17 protein-coding genes are annotated in these 15,344 nt (G+C 67.5%); 1 reads left to right on the plus strand and 16 read right to left on the minus strand.

What is annotated here, in order from left to right:
• Window positions 1–20: 20 nt before the first annotated feature.
• The 13 genes from gspN to GO608_RS08715 form a co-directional block, all read right to left on the minus strand.
• The gene (gene gspN / locus GO608_RS08655) at window positions 21–767 is read right to left on the minus strand and encodes a type II secretion system protein N (RefSeq protein ID WP_169197372.1); all 747 of its coding nucleotides are present in this window, start codon (window positions 765–767) and stop codon (window positions 21–23) included.
• Window positions 764–1,252: a type II secretion system protein GspM gene (gspM, locus tag GO608_RS08660; protein WP_169197371.1), complete on the minus strand. Its 489-nt coding sequence runs from the start codon at window positions 1,250–1,252 to the stop codon at window positions 764–766. The genes gspN and gspM overlap by 4 nt, the downstream gene beginning before the upstream one ends.
• A complete protein-coding gene (gene gspL / locus GO608_RS08665; protein WP_169197370.1) occupies window positions 1,249–2,466 on the minus strand; it encodes a type II secretion system protein GspL in 1,218 nt (405 codons plus the stop codon). Before gspL ends, gspM begins: the two co-directional genes overlap by 4 nt.
• Window positions 2,463–3,383: a type II secretion system minor pseudopilin GspK gene (gspK, locus tag GO608_RS08670; protein ID WP_169197369.1), complete on the minus strand. Its 921-nt coding sequence runs from the start codon at window positions 3,381–3,383 to the stop codon at window positions 2,463–2,465. The genes gspL and gspK overlap by 4 nt, the downstream gene beginning before the upstream one ends.
• Entirely contained in the window at window positions 3,370–3,924 is a 555-nt protein-coding gene (gene gspJ / locus GO608_RS08675; RefSeq protein WP_169197368.1) for a type II secretion system minor pseudopilin GspJ, read from the minus strand. The genes gspK and gspJ overlap by 14 nt, the downstream gene beginning before the upstream one ends.
• Entirely contained in the window at window positions 3,921–4,289 is a 369-nt protein-coding gene (gene gspI / locus GO608_RS08680) for a type II secretion system minor pseudopilin GspI (RefSeq protein ID WP_169197367.1), read from the minus strand. Before gspI ends, gspJ begins: the two co-directional genes overlap by 4 nt.
• Window positions 4,286–4,744: a prepilin-type N-terminal cleavage/methylation domain-containing protein gene (locus GO608_RS08685; RefSeq protein WP_169197366.1), complete on the minus strand. Its 459-nt coding sequence runs from the start codon at window positions 4,742–4,744 to the stop codon at window positions 4,286–4,288. The genes gspI and GO608_RS08685 overlap by 4 nt, the downstream gene beginning before the upstream one ends.
• 34 nt (window positions 4,745–4,778) lie before the next feature.
• Window positions 4,779–5,222, minus strand: coding sequence for a type II secretion system major pseudopilin GspG (gene gspG / locus GO608_RS08690; RefSeq protein WP_169197365.1), 444 nt, complete (start codon window positions 5,220–5,222; stop codon window positions 4,779–4,781).
• Window positions 5,223–5,229: 7 nt separating this feature from the next.
• Window positions 5,230–6,432 (minus strand): type II secretion system inner membrane protein GspF, encoded by a 1,203-nt coding sequence (gene gspF / locus GO608_RS08695; RefSeq protein WP_169197364.1) that lies wholly within the window; start codon window positions 6,430–6,432, stop codon window positions 5,230–5,232.
• Window positions 6,433–6,438: 6 nt separating this feature from the next.
• Entirely contained in the window at window positions 6,439–7,908 is a 1,470-nt protein-coding gene (gspE, locus tag GO608_RS08700) for a type II secretion system ATPase GspE (protein ID WP_247002960.1), read from the minus strand.
• A complete protein-coding gene (gene gspD, locus GO608_RS08705; protein WP_169197363.1) occupies window positions 7,905–10,064 on the minus strand; it encodes a type II secretion system secretin GspD in 2,160 nt (719 codons plus the stop codon). The genes gspE and gspD overlap by 4 nt, the downstream gene beginning before the upstream one ends.
• A gap of 13 nt (window positions 10,065–10,077) precedes the next feature.
• Window positions 10,078–10,554: a type II secretion system protein N gene (locus GO608_RS08710; RefSeq protein WP_169197362.1), complete on the minus strand. Its 477-nt coding sequence runs from the start codon at window positions 10,552–10,554 to the stop codon at window positions 10,078–10,080.
• A gap of 153 nt (window positions 10,555–10,707) precedes the next feature.
• Window positions 10,708–11,727, minus strand: coding sequence for a Fe(3+) ABC transporter substrate-binding protein (locus GO608_RS08715; RefSeq protein ID WP_169197361.1), 1,020 nt, complete (start codon window positions 11,725–11,727; stop codon window positions 10,708–10,710).
• A gap of 118 nt (window positions 11,728–11,845) precedes the next feature.
• Here GO608_RS08715 and GO608_RS08720 point away from each other — a divergent pair, with 118 nt between their 5' ends.
• Window positions 11,846–12,181 (plus strand): DUF2325 domain-containing protein, encoded by a 336-nt coding sequence (locus GO608_RS08720; protein WP_041646396.1) that lies wholly within the window; start codon window positions 11,846–11,848, stop codon window positions 12,179–12,181.
• Window positions 12,182–12,193: 12 nt separating this feature from the next.
• Here GO608_RS08720 and GO608_RS08725 read toward each other — a convergent pair whose 3' ends face one another.
• The 3 genes from GO608_RS08725 to GO608_RS08735 are packed head-to-tail and all read right to left on the minus strand — an operon-like array spanning window position 12,194 to window position 15,296.
• The gene (locus GO608_RS08725) at window positions 12,194–12,760 is read right to left on the minus strand and encodes a C40 family peptidase (protein ID WP_169197360.1); all 567 of its coding nucleotides are present in this window, start codon (window positions 12,758–12,760) and stop codon (window positions 12,194–12,196) included.
• Window positions 12,757–13,401, minus strand: a complete 645-nt coding sequence (locus tag GO608_RS08730; RefSeq protein WP_169197359.1) for a 3'-5' exonuclease — start codon at window positions 13,399–13,401, stop codon at window positions 12,757–12,759. The genes GO608_RS08725 and GO608_RS08730 overlap by 4 nt, the downstream gene beginning before the upstream one ends.
• A complete protein-coding gene (locus GO608_RS08735; RefSeq protein WP_169197358.1) occupies window positions 13,398–15,296 on the minus strand; it encodes a DUF294 nucleotidyltransferase-like domain-containing protein in 1,899 nt (632 codons plus the stop codon). Before GO608_RS08735 ends, GO608_RS08730 begins: the two co-directional genes overlap by 4 nt.
• Window positions 15,297–15,344 lie beyond the last annotated feature (48 nt).

Consider the following 15,344-nt stretch of genomic DNA (forward strand, 5'->3'; position numbering starts at 1 on the left):
GAGTATCGCCGGCATCCCCTTCAGGGGAACATGATCCTGATCATCCCCGGTTTGTCGCCGCGGGCCGCGTTGCGGTTCATGATGTTGGGGATCCGGTCGACGATTTCGGGGTCTCCCTCGACCGTGCCTGCGAACGAACCCGTGCCGTTCCGGTCCAGCTCGCCGCGACCGGCAACACGAATGCTCCCTGTCACCGTGTCGAGTTCGAGCGCCGTTCGATCGCCGACGAGCCGCAGCGTGAGCAGATAGTCGCCGAAATGTTGCCCAGGCACGATATCGACGCCCGCATCCCGCCATGTGATTCGCAGTTCCCCGTTGCACCGGCCTCGCCAGTCGCACGCGATTGCGGGTGCCGAGAATCGGGCATTGCCGCGCCACCCGGCTCGTGAGGCGGGGTGCGGAATCGCGTCGGCGACAAGCGCCGCCGGCAGGTCGAGATCGAGTCCGGACAGATCTGCACCTGTTACGGAGAACAGCAGTTGCGCCAGCGGCCTGCCTTGCTCTCCGAGTTGCAGTGACAGCGCGCTCCCGGTGGTGCCGAAGCGCCAAGTGACCGGGCGCACCGCGCGAAGTTGGCGCCGCCCGTCCGAAGTGGCGAGCGTCCCGCTGCCGCGCCAAAAACTGCCTTCGGCGGCGGCAATCCGAAGGCGTCCGTCACTGGCGGATGCGACGACATGGTCCATGAGGCTCGCAGGCAGGCGCAGCAGCACCAGCGCAAAACCCAGCAGCGCAAAACCCAGCAGCACAAAGAGCGCGAGCTTTTTCATCGCTCCGGGGTTGCTGCGCGTGCCAGGTCGATGTCGACGCTCAACGTATCGCCTTGGGCGGAAACAATTGCGCGCTGCGGGCGCAAACCCAGTTCCCTGTGCATGTCCGCGAGCCATTCGATCAGCTCGTCGAAATCGGCGACTCCCCGCACCTGCAGCGTTTCCCCGGACAGGGCGATCGACAGCGGCAGTGCGCGCGATGCGGCAGCGGCTCGCGCAGCCTCGAGCACCGTCGGCATCGCCGGAGCTGCCGGAAGTGGTGTCCGGCTCAACCGCTGCAGTTCGGCCGCATCTTCCTGCATGCGCGCGAGTTCGCTGCGCGCTTCGGGCAGGCGCCGGGCGAGCTCTGCGCGTGCGTCCCAGACTTGGTCCGCGACGTGGAAAAGCGCGCTCGCGCTGACGACGATTGCCGCGACCGCGAGCAGCTGCCGTTCGCGCGGCGAGCGCGTCGCGACTACAACTGCGATGCGGGTTAGCGGGTTCATGGCTGGTTCTTCCTCGAAAGCATCAGGCTCGGTGCTGCGTCGCCGGTGCTTCGAACAACGTAGCCCAGCAATGCGAAGCGCTTTTCCAGCACGGCGACCTCGCTTGCCGCGGCTGCATCGAGCGTGAGTTTCAGCTGCCCTGCTTCGTAGTCGAGGGTACGCACTGAAGCGGGAGCCGCGCTGCCGCCGATCTCGGTGTACGCCCACAGTAGCGCGAGCAGGTCATCTTCGCGAAGTTCGCCGTGCAGGCTGCGGGCTTCATCCAGATGGCGGCGCAACTGCAGCGCGGGGGCGATCGCCGGCGTGTCGGGGACAGCGGTGACGAAGAGCCGGCGCATGCGCTCTTCGATGCCGTCGAGCTCGTGGCGCTGCCACAGCACGAAGGCAAGGTTCACTGCGACGAACACCGCTACCGAGACGGCGGCGAGAATCAGCGGACGGCGCACTGCCTGCCGCGCAGCCGACCCCCGCTGCGAGGGGGCGAACTCGCCGTGCAGCAGATCGGCACTCCCAGCCGGCGTCTCCCACCATCGATACGCCGACCCGGCCTCGACCCTCAATCCGGCCACCGCCCCGGCAAGGGCTGCCGGCTCGACGCTTCCCGGCGCCGTGGGTGCGCGCCGGACCTCCAGGGCATCCGGTTCGGCGCCGCTCGCGCGGGCCTGCAGGAGCGCATGCGCGAGGATATCGGCGAGCGCGCCCGCATCGGCGACGAACGCATGCGTCGCGTCGACACGCAGGATGCCTCCGCCAGTCGGGCCGAGCGCCAACGTCCAGCTCGATCCGGCATCGGGGACCGCCTGCAGTTCGGCGACCGCGCGCAGCGGCACGCGGCCGACTTCGGCGAGCCGGGCGAGCACGGTGCGAAGCCGCGCGCGGCTGATCACCAGCACGCCCGCCTCGAGCCCTGCGCCCTCGCCGCGCTGATGCGTCACCGCGAGGTGCTGCGCATCCACGTCCTTCAGCAGCTGGGTTTCGAGCGCGTAGCGCAGCAGCCGCTCCTGTTCGCGGCGCGCTGCTTTCGGAATGCGGGTCTCGAACGCGCTGCATTGGGCGCCGCCCAGCACGAGCTCGCAGTGCGGCACGGCCGGCCAGTGCGCCGGTTCCGAGCGACCTTCCTGCACGATCCGATTGCGCTCGTCGAGCAGCACCCACGGCGCTGACGGGATGACAGGCCAGGTTTCGTCGATATAGATGATCAGTCGTTGGGTCATAGGATGCGTTGCCACAGGATGGTGGGCCAGGTTTCGCGGCGATCCAACAGTACTTCCATGCGGACCACCGCGCTGCCGAAACCGGATCGCCCGATGACGGCGAAGTGACGGCTCCTGACGTCGAGCCCCGTCCCGGGGGCCTGCGCGCCGGCCGGCAGACGCGCCGAAAAATCCGCCAGATCGCGGAACCACGCGCGCTCGCGCTCGGCGACAAGGATGCGTGCGTCATTGAGTTCGAGATCGGCGACGACCGCGGCCAGCACTTCGGCCGGTGCGGTGTTGACGTTGATCCGGGTCGGCGCCGGCAGCGCAGTGACGAAAGGGGTGAGCCGATCGACGAGTGCTTCGTCGAAACCGGCGACGAGGCGAAGCTCCGCTGCATCGAGCAGTGACCCGTTTCCCCCCGACGCGCGCAGGCCGGATGACGCTATTCCGTTTTTTTCCTCATTGGTCGTGCTGCCGCCGATCCAGTCGACGACGGCGTGGGCGAGCCGCCCGGCGTCTGCCGGCGCGACGCCGAGCGTTGCCAGCAGCCGCCCGAACTGCGCCAGCGCGACCGGGTCGGCCTTGCCGTCGGGCATCAGATTGTTCAGGTTGAAAAGGCCGGAGCGGTCGTGGATCTCGCCGCCGACTTCGCCGTCGCCGACCGGCGTCGGTGGCACGCGCACTGCCCACATTTCGTGCGCGTGATCGACGTTCGTGCGCTTGAAATCGTCCGCCAGCACGTTGCGCGCCCAGTCCACTGCGCCGCGGGCGAGCAGCCGCGCCTGGGCCTGGTCCTGGCGGCCGGCGACGCTGTCGAGCGAGCGGCCGAAATCGCCGAGTAGCGCGGCCGTCAGTCCGGCGGCGAGCGCGACGCTGAGCAGCGCAAGGATCACGGCCGCGCCGTGCTGGGAACCGGTGTCAGCGCAGCGCATACAGGCGGGTCAGGGTGCCGGCCCCGGGCAGGTCGAGCTGCAGTTCGACGCCAGCGGGAACACTGCCGGGGCTGGACTCGGGCGGCCAGTGATCGAGCCATCCGGCGCTGCCGAGAAAGCGCCAGCGCACGGCGCTGACCGTGTCGAGGAGCGTATTGACCCGGGGGGGGGCGTGCGCATCGCGTCCGGGCCAGCGCAGCCATTCGAAGCGCGCCCCTGCATGACGGAACGCGATGCGGCGCGGCGTATCCGCGGAGGACAGGCTGAGGAGCCGCAGTTCGCTGTCGTCGCCCCTGCGCTGCAGTTCGATCGCCGCAGCCCCGCCCGCGACCGGGCGGGGTGCGGCGAGCTGCTGCAGGTCGGTCTCGATGAGGTTCAGCGCGCGCTCGACTGCGCGCCAGCGTTCGAGCTCGCCACCGAGCCGCTGCCGGCTGTCGATCAGTTGCGCCGTGCCGCGGTAAGTCAGCGTGCCGAGCACCGCGAACACCGCCAGCGCGACGATCAGTTCGATCAGCGTGAGTCCGTGCGGGCGGGGGGTCATCGCAGCGGCCTGACGACGAAACCGGAAAACTCTGCAAGCGCGGCGGGTTCGGCTTCGCCGAACACTCGCACTTCGACGCGGCGGAACAGCGGGTTCGGCGTCGCGTGGACTTCTTCGCGCCACCGGTAGCTGCGGCCGGCCTGTATTGCCTGTCCTTCGTTGCGCCCGAGCGCCGGCCACGCCGCGGTCGCGCGCAGTTCGGCGAGGCGGTTTTGCGCGACCCAGCCGGCCAGCGTGCGCTCCTTGAGCGCTGCGCTCGACTGCGCGGTATTGCCGACCGCGCGCAGCGCCGAAGTCATCGCGACCGCGAGGATCGCGAGCGCGACGACGCATTCGAGCAGCGTGAAGCCCTCGATGCGCTTCACGCGTCACGCTCCCGTGCGCGCTGCTCGATGACTGCCCCGGTTTCGCTGCCCGACAGCGTGATATCGCCTTCGGGAGTGTGCAGCACCAATTCGAAGCGCGGTGCGCGGGTGCCGAACACGAGGCGCTCGGCTGATCGGCCCTCGACGCGCAATTCCCAGTGCATCTGCTGCGGCAGGAGTTTTTCCGCGAACACGGGAGGCTCGTCGAACGCGACCCAGCGGCCGTCCGCGTCGAGGGTGCTGAAGCGATAGCCGTCCGGCAGCAACTCCATCGCGATCGGCCGGCCGCGCACCTGCGCGCGCTCGGCGCTGGCTTCCAGTACCCAGCGCAGGCGCTCGGCGGCGAACTCCGAATCCCGACCACGCAGCGCGTCGAGTCCGAGCGACGCCCCGGCGACGGCGATACCGATGACGATCATCACCACCAGCAGCTCGACGAGCGTGAAACCGCTCACCGTGTGGTGGCCGCACCGCCTCGCGGCGCGCCGCTCAGAGATTCCAGGAGCCGATGTCGGCATCGAAACCTTCGCCGCCGGGCGTGCCGTCCGCGCCCAGGCTCATCACATCAACGTCGCCCTGCAGCCCGGGATTGAGATACTGGTAGGGTGCACCCCAAGGATCGTTCGGCAGACGTTCGAGGTAGGACTTCCAGTTGTCCGGCTGCGGCGCCGCAGCGGGGCGCTCGACGAGCGCCGGCAGGCCTTGTTCGTTGGTCGGGTAGCGGCGGTTGTCAAGCTTGTAGAGTTTCAGCGCCTGCATCAGCGAGGCGATGTCCTGCTTCGCGGCGACGACGCGGGCCTCGTCGGGCCGGCTCATGACGCGCGGCACGACCAGCGCGGCGAGCACGCCGAGGATGACGATGACGATCATCACTTCGATGAGCGTGAAGCCGCGGCAGCGGTGGCAGCGGGGGAGGGTGGAGCGGTGCGGCATTGTTCGCTTACCTCAGCAGGGTGTTGATTTCGATGATCGGCTGCATCACCGCGAGCACGATCGCGAGCACCAGCGCGCCCATCGCGAGCAGCAGCGCGGGTTCGAGCAGGCTCGTCAGCACGGCGGTGCGGTTTTCCAGTTCCTGCTGCTGCAGCCGTGCGGCGCGTTCGAGCAGCTCGTCGAGGCGGCCGGTCGCTTCGCCGTTCGCGATCATGTGGATCAGCAGCGGCGGAAACGCCGCGGTGGCGCCGAGCGCGCGCGCGAGGCCGTGGCCTTCGCGCACGCGCTCGGCTGCGTCGCGCACCGCGTCCTGCAGCGGCAGGCGCGTCATCACTTCGCGGCCCGCGTCGAGCGCCGGCAGCAGCGGCACGCCGCTGCCGGTGAGGATCGCCAGCGTGCTCGCAAAGCGCGTCGCGTCGAGCGTGCGCAGATGGCGGCCGAGCACCGGCAGGCGCAGCAGCCGTGCGTCCCAGCGCCGTTGCACCGAAGAATTGCGCAGCAGCAGGCGGGCCCACAGCCCCAGGCCGCCGGTGCCGACGAGAACCAGCCAACCCCATTCGCGCAGGAAAGCGGACAGGCCGATCATCGCGCGCGTCAGGAGCGGCAGCGCCTGCCGGCTGTGCTGGAACACCGTGACCACCTGCGGCACCACGTAAGTCATCAGGCCGACCACGACGAGCAGCGCGACGGCCGCGACGATCGCCGGGTACAGCAGCGCCTGCAGCGTCTTCTGGCGCAACGCGCTGCGCCGCTCGAGGTAGTCGGCGAGCTGCATCATCACGCCGGGCAGCTCGCCGGACTGCTCACCCGCGGCGACCGAGGCGCGGTAGATCGTCGGGAACGCAGCCGGGTAGCGCTCGAGTGCGGCGCGCAGGCCGTAGCCGGCGAGGATCTCGGAGCGCACGCCGGCGAGGATCTGGCGCGTCGCTTCGCGCTCCGCCTGTTCGATCAGCGCGGCAAGCGACGCATCGACGGTGAGGCCGGATGCGAGCAGCGTCGCCCATTGGCGCGACAGCAGCGTGAGCTCGGCGTCACGCAGCCGGCCCGGCCTGCGTTGATGTCCGGTGGAACCGCGCACGTTCGCCACGTCCAGCGGATACAGGCCGCGCTCGCGCAGCAGGCCGCGTGCGGCGCGGGCGGTATCGGCTTCGAGCACGCCGGCGCTTTCACGTCCGGCGTCATCGACGGCGCGGTAGCGGAACGCAGTCATGGGGCGTCAGTCCTTCGTCACCCGCAGCAGCTCTTCGGCCGACGTGAGGCCGTCCGCGACGTACCGCAGGCCGTCATCGCGCAGGCTGCGCGTACCGGCGCAGCGGGCGTGGCCGCGCAGCTGCGCTTCGTCCGCGCCGTCATGGATCAGCCGCGCCAGGGCCTCGTCCGTGACGAGCAGTTCATAGAGGCCGCTGCGGCCGCTGTAGCCGGTGTGGCTGCAGGCGGGGCACGCGCGCGCGGTCCACAGCGTCGCCGGGCATGCATCGCCGAAGGCGGCAGCCGCTGCGGCGGTGGCCGGCGCCGTGTCGCGACATGCCGGGCACAGGCGGCGCACCAGCCGCTGCGCGAGCACGCCGCGCAAAGTCGAGGCGAGCAGGAACGGTTCGACGCCCATGTCGACGAGGCGCGTGACGGCCGACGGCGCGTCGTTGGTGTGCAGCGTCGCGAGCACGAGATGGCCGGTGAGGCTCGCCTGCACCGCGATCTGCGCGGTTTCGAGGTCGCGGATCTCGCCGATCATGATGATGTCCGGGTCCTGGCGGAGGATCGCCCGCAGCGCCTTCGCGAACGTCAGGTCGATGCGCGGATTGGCCTGGATCTGGCCGACGCCCGGCAGGTCGTATTCGACCGGGTCCTCGACCGTGACGATGTTCATCCGCGCGGCGTCCATCGACTGGATTGCCGCATACAGCGTCGTGCTCTTGCCGGAGCCGGTCGGCCCGGTCACGAGCACGATGCCATGCGGCTGGCCAAGCAGCGTGCCGAACGATGCGCGCGTGTCCGCAGCCATGCCGAGCGCGTCGAGCCCGAGCTGCGCGTTGCTCTTGTCGAGCAGGCGCAGCACGATGCGCTCGCCGTGCGTCGTCGGCAGCGTCGACACCCGCACGTCGACCTGGCGGCCAGCGAGCCGCAGGCCGATGCGACCGTCCTGCGGCAGGCGTTTTTCGGCGATGTCGAGGTTCGCCATGATCTTGATGCGCGACGCCATCGCCGCGTGCAGGCCCCGATGCACTTCAACGATGTCGCGCAAGATGCCGTCGCGGCGCAGGCGCACCAGCGAGCGGCGCTCGTACGGCTCGATGTGGATGTCCGAGGCGCCGTCCCGCACCGCCTGCGTCAGCAGCGCATTGATCATGCGGATGATCGGCGCGTCGTCCTGGCTGTCGAGAAGATCGGCGACCGCCGGCAGTTCGGTAATCAATTTGGACAGATCGACGTCCTGCCCTGCGTCGGCGATGACTTCGGCAGCGCTGCTGTCGGTGCCGTTGTATGCGTCGGCGAGCCGTGCCTCGAACACGGTGTGCGCGACGCGCGTGATCGAGACCGGGACGCCGAGCGTGCGGCGCACTTCGGCGAGCGCGGTGAGGCTTGCGTCGTCGCGCAGCACGAGTTCGGCCGACGCATCGCTGCGGCCGGCGACGAGTATGCCGTGTGTGCTGGCAAAGCCGTATGGCAGGGGGGCGGCGTCAATCACGGGTTGACCCGTGCCGGACTCCGGCCCGGCTGCGCTGGGGTGGTGACGAAGGGCGCCGGCGCGAAGCGGCCGGGCGCGTGCGACACTGGGACGGCAGGGGCCGGGGTGCTGGGCGCGGGCAGCTCCGGCGGCGTGTTCTCGCCGCGCAGCAGCGCGTCCGGTGTGGCGACGTTGCGCTGCTGTCCGATGATGTAGTCGTAGCGCGCGTTGGTGATCGTCGAGTAGCTGTCGCGGTCGCGCAGGATCACCGGCCGCAGGAACACGACGAGGTTCGTCTTCGTGCGCCGTCGCGTGTCGTAGCGGAACAGGCTGCCCGCGAACGGGATGTCGCCCAGCAGCGGCACTTTTTCCTCGCCGGAGCTGTAGTCGTCCTCGACCAGCCCGCCGAGCGCGATGATCGCGCCGTCGTCGACGAGTACGGTCGACTGGATTGAACGCTTGTTGGTCGTCGGCCCGGCCGAGTCGTCGAGGGTCGGCACGACCGACGAGGCTTCCTGGTAGATGTCGAGCCGGATCGCGCCGCCTTCGGAAATCTGCGGCCGCACCTCGAGGGTCAGGCCGACGTCGCGGCGTTCGATCGTCTGGAACGGATTCGCCGGCGTCGTGCCGCCGCCGGTATTGGTATATTGGCCGGTGATGAACGGTAGGTTGCGGCCGACGACGATCTTCGCCCCTTCGTTGTCGAGCGTGACCAGGCTCGGCGTCGACAGGATGTTGGTGCGGCTGTCGGTTTCGAGAAAGCGCGCCAGCAGGCTGAGGTTGAAGACTTCGACCATCTGCCCGTTGATCGGAACTTTCACCGTGCCGCCGCCGAGCAGGAAGTTCATCCCCTTGCCGACCGAGCCGATGTTCTGCGCCGCGCCGATGATGTTCTGCCCGGCACCGCCGAAGTTCGTGCCGCCGAAAAAAGTCGAACTGCTGCCGGCGCCAGGGGTGTTCGCGCTCTGCCACTGGATGCCGAACTCGGCGGCGCGCTCGGTCGAGATCTCGGCGATTAGCGCCTCGATATACACCTGCGCGCGGCGCCGGTCGAGCAGGTCGATGACGTGGCGCAGGTTGCGGTAGATCGCTTCTGGCGCGACGATGATGAGCGCGTTATTGACAGGATCGGCCTGGATCATGCCGCCGCGTTCGGAGGCGTTGCCCTGTTCCGGCGAGGGGCGATACGTCGCCGGAGCGAGGCCGGCGCCCTGCGTCGTCATGCGGTCGGGCGTCGACGCCCCCAGCGGTCCGGACGAGGCACTGCTGTCGCTCGTGGAGGATGCCGAACCGTCACCGGCAAGCGCGCCGTTCAGCGTCTGCGCGACTTTCGTCGCCTCGGCGTTCTTCAGGTAGACAACATGGATGTTGCCGCCTGCGCCGGGACGGTCGAGCGACGCGACGAGCTGGCGCAGCGCGCTGATGCGGGAGGGATTTTCGGTTCTGACGAGCAGGCTGTTGGTGCGCGCATCGGGCACGACCTGCACGCGCTGGCTTGCATCCGCGGCGTTCGCCCCGCTGCCGTTCCCGGTTCCGTCGTTCATCAGGCGGTTCAGCGTCGCGGCCAGGTCGACCGCTGCCGCGTGCCTGAGTTCGAGCACGTGAACGTCGCCCTGCGGAACGTCCACCGAATCGATGATGCGTGCGATCCGTGCGACGTTGTCGGCATAGTCGGTCACCACCAGCACGTTGTTCGACGGGAAGGCGGTAACAGTGTTGTTCGGCGACACCAGCGGGCGCACGACAGCGAGCATCTGCGTGACCGATTCGTTGCGCATCGGGAAGACCTGCGTGACGAGGCTGTCGCCCCGTCCGCGCAGTACCTCCTTGCCGACTGGCACGCCGTGCAGCTTGGCGTCGGCCTCGGGCACGATCTTCGTCACGCCCGGTCCTTCGACCGCGGTATAGCCCTGCAGCCGCAGCGCCGACAACAGGATCTGGTATGACAGGTCGCGCGACACCGGCGTGTTCGTGACGATGTTGAGCGTGCCCTTGACGCGCGGATCGATGAGGAAATTCTTCCCCGATATCTTGCCGATGGCCTTGATGACGGCGTCGATCTCGGCGTTCGCGAAATTCAGCGACACCGTCTCGTCCTGCGCGGTGAGCGCAAGCGGGGAAAGGGAAAGCAGGCCGAGCGTCAATAGCAGGCCGCGCGCGCGAGTCGTCAGGGTCATGGGCACGGGTAGGCTAGCGGTCCGGTTTTGCGGTGGTGGTGGCGACAGGGGGGGAGCTACCGGGCGATTGCGGCACTTCCAGATGGAGCGTCCTGGTGATGCCGCTGCGTTCGATCTCGACGCGGTCGGCATGGATCCGCGCGAGCCGGGTATCCGGTGCGAGCGTTTCCCCTTCGGTCGCGGGGATGACGCTGCCGCCTTCGGGTTTCAGCAGCGCGAAACCCCGGTCGCTACCGAATCCGGTCGCGATGCCGATGAGCGCGTATGCGGGGCTGTCGGTCGTCGCGCCGGAAGCGGTGCGCGTCTCGATGGCGAGCGGCGCGCTGTCGACGATCTTCCGTGCTGCCGTTGCCGGATCGGCCGAGGAACGGAAGGTGGCCGAGATATTCCCGGGAGCGGCAAAAAGCAGGAAAGAATCCGCTGCGACCCACGCCGAAACCGATAATGCAGCGATCCATGCGAACGTCGCCGGCCAGCGACCGAATCGCATGGAGAAAAAACGTTTGAGCATCGGGAGCGACGTGCGGCCTTGAACGAAGGGCGCATATTACTCCTTCGTTTGCGCGTGCAGGAATACGGTAGAGAATGACGAAAAAAAGCCGCCCTGCAGGGCGGCCACGGTATCAGCAATACCGGATATCGTTTAGCGGAAACCGGCGCGGTCGTAGATGCGCTGGGCTTCGGCCGCGGTCTTGGCCAGATCGCCGACAGGCAGCCTATCCGCCTTGAAGTCGCCGAGCGCGTCGAGGGCAGGGTTCGTGACTTTCACGGTCTTGACCACCGGCCATTCATTGTTGCCGTCGGCGAAATACTTCTGCGCACTGTCGGACGCGAGGTATTCGAGGAACTTGACGGCGGCAGCCTTGTTCGGGGCGTGCTTCAGCATCCCGGCGCCGGAGATGTTGATGTGCGTGCCCCAGGTCTTCTGGTTCGGCCACACCGCGCCGATCTTCGCGACAACGGCCTTGTCCTCTTCCTTCGTCGAATTCATCAGCCGCGCGAGGTAGTAGCTGTTCGCGATCGCGACACCGCACTCACCGGCGGCAACCGCCTTGATCTGGTCGGTATCGCCGCCTTTCGGCGCGCGGGCGAAGTTCGCAACGAGATCGCGTGCCCACTTCTCGGTCTTCTCGGCCCCTTCGTGATTGATCATCGCAGCGCCGAGAGAAATGTTGTACGGATGGCTGCCGGAGCGCGTGCAGACCTTGCCTTTCAGCTCGGGGCTGGCAAGGCTGGCGTAGGTCTGGACCTGTTCGGGTTTCACCGTTTCCTTATTGTAGACGATCACGCGCGCGCGGGTCGAATACGAGAACCAGTTGTCGGTGCGCAGGTGGTCCGGGATCCGCTCTTCGAGCATCTTCGACTTCACCGGGGCGAAGACGCCGAGCTCGTCGGCCTTTGCCAGGCGCGATGCGTCGACGGTGATGAACACGTCGGCCGGGCTGTTCGCGCCTTCATTGCGGATCCGCTCCAGCAGCTCGTCTTCCTTGCCCTCGATGCGGTTGATCTTGATGCCGGTCTGCTTCGTGAAGTCCTGGTAGAGGGCTTCGTCGGTCTGGTAGTGACGGGCCGAGTAGAGGTTCAGCTCGTTGTCCGCCGCGTGCGCCTGGACAGCGACCAGGCCGAGGCCGATCAGGATGGAGGCAAGGAGGGTCTTCTTCATGACTTGGCGCCTTTGTGTGTGATTCGACGTCGGCATAATAACGATAACAATTCGCAGTTGCAATCCATTCGTATTAGCGGCAATATGGATGCGAATAATTCTCAACAAGGAGATTCGCATGAACGCCCTGATCGTCGGCGCCGACCGCCTCGGCAACATCCCGGACGTCCTCGCGGGGTTCGGCATCCGCATCGCGGCACACGTCAGCGGGCGCGACAGCGCGCATCAGCGCCGCAGCGCACCGTTGCCGGCCGGCATCCAGATGGTGATCCTGTTTACCGATTTTCTCGGACATAACGTGATGCAGCGTTTCCGCGAGGCCGCCAGCCGCGAAGGGGTGATGCTGGTGTGCTGCCGCCGGTCGGTATGCGCGCTGCAGCAGGCGCTTGGACGCCGCATCGAGCAGGCCGACTGCGAAGGCTGCCGGGGCGGTTGCGCGACGCGCAGGAAGTGAGCGGGGCTGCCGCTAGCGGGGCAGCATCGCGTCGGCTTCCGGCAGCAGGCGACGCGCGCCGTTGAAACGCTGGCTCCAGTAACGCTCCCCAATCTCGTCGATGCGCACCCGGCCGCCACTTGCCGGCGCATGCAGGAAGCGTCCCTCGCCCATGTAGATGCCGACGTGCGAGAACGTGCGGCGCATGGTGTTGAAGAACACCAGGTCGCCCGGTTTCAGGTCCTGCAGGCCCACCTTGTCGCCGAGGCGCGCCATTTCTCGCGCGGTGCGCGGAAGATTCAGCCCGAGCGCGTTACGGAACACGTTCTGCACGAGGCCGCTGCAGTCGAGCCCGGTCGCGGGAGAATTCCCGCCGAAGCGGTAGCGGATGCCCAGATACTCCATCCCTTGGTTCATCAGTTCCTGAGCGGCATTGCCGTAGCGCTCGATCAGGTCGACAGAACCGTTCTCTGCACGGGCATCGCTTTCTTCCACCGCTGCCGCAGGCGTCGCAGCGAATGCGAGGGCGATCAGCAGCGCGGCGAGGACGCCGATGCGAGACAGCGTCCCGCATTGGGCAGCGCCCGGATGTTTCATCATGTCTGTCGTCTCAGATGGCGGCACGAGCGCTCTAGTTCTGCGAGGCTGCGCGGAGTGTTGAGTCCGAGCGCGAGCGCGCGTGCCTGGGCGGCGAGCATCAGCTGGGCGATCGCCCACGCGTCGCCGAGTGCATGGTGGCGCTGGAAAGTCTCGATTCCGAACGCTTTCATCCAGTCCGCGAGGCGGGCGGGACGATCGATGAGTTCGCCGTACAGGGCCGGCAGCAGCCAGTGAAGATCGAGCCAGGTCCATTCCGGCTTGATCCCGAGGTGTTCGCCGAGGGCGCGTTCGAGCAGGGTGCGGTTGAAGCCTGCATTGAAAACCACGACTGGACCCGCCCCGGAGAAAGTCAGCAGGTTGATCAGCGCGGTCGCCGGGTCGGGTTCGAGTCGCGCGTAATAACTCGCGGTCGGCGACAGCAGTCCGCCATCGACTGCGATCGCGCCTACCGCGAGGAGGCGGGCGGCGTCCAGATCCAGCCCGGTCGCCTCGGTATTGACGATGACGTAGCGGGCTTCGAAGTGCGCGACGCCCAGATCCGGCTCGGGCGCGGCCTGCCAGTGCGCGAGCGTCTCGCGCAGCGCGATGTCGAGCGCAGTGATGTCGGCCCTGTTCGAGAGCAGTCGCGTGAGCCAGTTCATAGCTGGTAGTCGAGCTTCAGCCGGAGCTGGAGCTTGCGAGCCTGGCGAAACGCTTCCTTGAGGATGCGACGGTCGAGTTCGTTGAGGTCGTCGGGATTGATGCGATTGTCGCCCGGTGAATCGTGTTCGGTTTCGAGATGCTGCGAGCGCAGGCGCAGCAACTGGATGAAGTGGAAGCCGTCGATCAGCGCTGCGATTTCCTCGGCTTGCATTCCCATCTTCGCGCCGGCCTGGCGCAGGCGCTGAACGGTGCTGCTCGACGCGACGCCGGTGCGCAGCGCGAGGATGCGGGCGACGTCGACAAACAGGCGGGCGCCGCACTTTTTCAGGTCGATCGTGCCGTCGTCGTCCAGGACAAAATCGCGGATGCGGCCGAGCGGCGGGACGACCTGCAGCGCGTTCACCGCCATCATGCGCAGGAAAGCGGTATTCGCTCGCGCGGTATTGTTCAGCCATGTGCGCAGCTGGTCGCCCAGCCGTTCGTTGCCGCACAGCACACGGTAATCGAAGAAAATCGACGCATTGAGGAGCGCCTGCGGGTCCGGTTGGCGGATCCAGTCGCCGAAACGCCCTCGCCATTCCTCGACCGTCAGGCATAGCTCCGGGTTGCTCGCCATGATGTTGCCCTTGCACAACGGGAAGCCGCAGGCCGCGAGGTTTTCGTTCACCTCCCTGCCGAATGCGAGCAGGCGCTTGCGCACGGCTTCCCTGTCTGCGTTCGGCGGGCTGACGAAAATCACGCCGTTGTCCTGGTCCGACGACAGGGTCTGTTCATGCCGTCCTTCCGAGCCGAACGCGAGCCAGGCGTAATCGATGCCGTGGATGTCGTGGCTGGCAGAGGCGAGATCGATGATGCGCCGCGTGAGCGCATCGTTGAGCGCGGAGATGAATTGGGTCAGTTGTTCGGCGCCGACGCCCTGGGCGATCAGGTTCAGCGCGAGCTGGCGAATGTCGCGGCTCGCCCGGTGCAGCCCCTCGACATCCGCCGCGCCTTCGATGCCGGCTCGAACCTGGCGCAGGCTGATGCGCTGCAGCGAGAACAGGTCCCGCTCGGACACCACTCCCTTGAGCCTGTCGTCGCTGTCGGTGACGAGCAGGTGGCGCACGCCGTGCGTTGCCATCTCGAGCGCTGCGTCGTACGCCGACGCCGAGGCTGGCATTTGGTGGGGATCACGAGTCATGACCTCGCTGATCGGGCGCTGCAGGTCGATCGCCGGCAAAACGATGCGCGACAGCAGGTCGCTCTGCGTGAGGATGCCGATCGGGTGCTGTTCGGCGTCGACGATGACCATGCAGCCGAGGCGCATTTCGGACATCTTTTCGAGCGCGGCGCGGATCGACGTGCGGGGTGGGACGAAGATCGCTTCGTTCTTCACAAGTTCGCCCAGCGGCGTCGTCATCGTCTGTTGCTCGGCGGCGCGCTGCGCGAAGCTGGTCTGCAGCTGCTGGCGCGACTGGTTGAGCAGGCTGGCGATGTACTGGGTGCAGAACAGGTGGAACACCGGGCTCATCTGCATGAGCTTGAGAAAATCCTCGGCCGGCAGCTGGTAGATGAAGCTGTCCTCGACGGCGACGTAGCTGTTCGTCGACGGGCGCTGCGCGGAGATCGCGCCGATCGGAAAGCATTCGCCCGGCCCGAGCGTCATCGTCGTGTAATCCGTGACCGTTGCCGGGCTGAACTGGCGCGCCTGCACCTTGCCGCGCTGGACGATATGGAAATGCCGCGGCTGCCCCATTTCCGGCGTCAGGATCTCGCTGCCCCGGGCATGAAATGCCAGCACTGCGCGCTCGGCGAGGAAGTCGAGCGCGAGCGGCTCCATCCCGTTGAAGGGCGAGAAGCGCTTGAGAAAATCCGAGCTGGCGCCGATCAACATCCCGGCGGCGGTGGCGGTCATGGGGCTCTTCCGCACAAAAAAACCCGCGCATTATAGGCCGCGTACCCG

The organism is Aromatoleum buckelii (genome assembly GCF_012910785.2).
Taxonomy (GTDB): domain Bacteria; phylum Pseudomonadota; class Gammaproteobacteria; order Burkholderiales; family Rhodocyclaceae; genus Aromatoleum; species Aromatoleum buckelii.

What these genes read in the sequence shown, in the direction of transcription:
- GO608_RS08730 (WP_169197359.1), bottom strand. Translation starts at nt 13,401, where the DNA reads ATGAACTGGCTCACGCGACTGCTCTCGAACAGGGCCGACATCACTGCG.
- GO608_RS08725 (WP_169197360.1), bottom strand. Translation starts at nt 12,760, where the DNA reads ATGATGAAACATCCGGGCGCTGCCCAATGCGGGACGCTGTCTCGCATC.
- gspN (WP_169197372.1), bottom strand. Translation starts at nt 767, where the DNA reads ATGAAAAAGCTCGCGCTCTTTGTGCTGCTGGGTTTTGCGCTGCTGGGT.
- gspD (WP_169197363.1), bottom strand. Translation starts at nt 10,064, where the DNA reads ATGACCCTGACGACTCGCGCGCGCGGCCTGCTATTGACGCTCGGCCTG.
- GO608_RS08715 (WP_169197361.1), bottom strand. Translation starts at nt 11,727, where the DNA reads ATGAAGAAGACCCTCCTTGCCTCCATCCTGATCGGCCTCGGCCTGGTC.
- gspL (WP_169197370.1), bottom strand. Translation starts at nt 2,466, where the DNA reads ATGACCCAACGACTGATCATCTATATCGACGAAACCTGGCCTGTCATC.
- gspG (WP_169197365.1), bottom strand. Translation starts at nt 5,222, where the DNA reads ATGCCGCACCGCTCCACCCTCCCCCGCTGCCACCGCTGCCGCGGCTTC.
- GO608_RS08735 (WP_169197358.1), bottom strand. Translation starts at nt 15,296, where the DNA reads ATGACCGCCACCGCCGCCGGGATGTTGATCGGCGCCAGCTCGGATTTT.
- gspM (WP_169197371.1), bottom strand. Translation starts at nt 1,252, where the DNA reads ATGAACCCGCTAACCCGCATCGCAGTTGTAGTCGCGACGCGCTCGCCG.
- gspJ (WP_169197368.1), bottom strand. Translation starts at nt 3,924, where the DNA reads ATGACCCCCCGCCCGCACGGACTCACGCTGATCGAACTGATCGTCGCG.
- gspK (WP_169197369.1), bottom strand. Translation starts at nt 3,383, where the DNA reads ATGCGCTGCGCTGACACCGGTTCCCAGCACGGCGCGGCCGTGATCCTT.
- GO608_RS08720 (WP_041646396.1), top strand. Translation starts at nt 11,846, where the DNA reads ATGAACGCCCTGATCGTCGGCGCCGACCGCCTCGGCAACATCCCGGAC.
- GO608_RS08710 (WP_169197362.1), bottom strand. Translation starts at nt 10,554, where the DNA reads ATGCGATTCGGTCGCTGGCCGGCGACGTTCGCATGGATCGCTGCATTA.
- gspF (WP_169197364.1), bottom strand. Translation starts at nt 6,432, where the DNA reads ATGACTGCGTTCCGCTACCGCGCCGTCGATGACGCCGGACGTGAAAGC.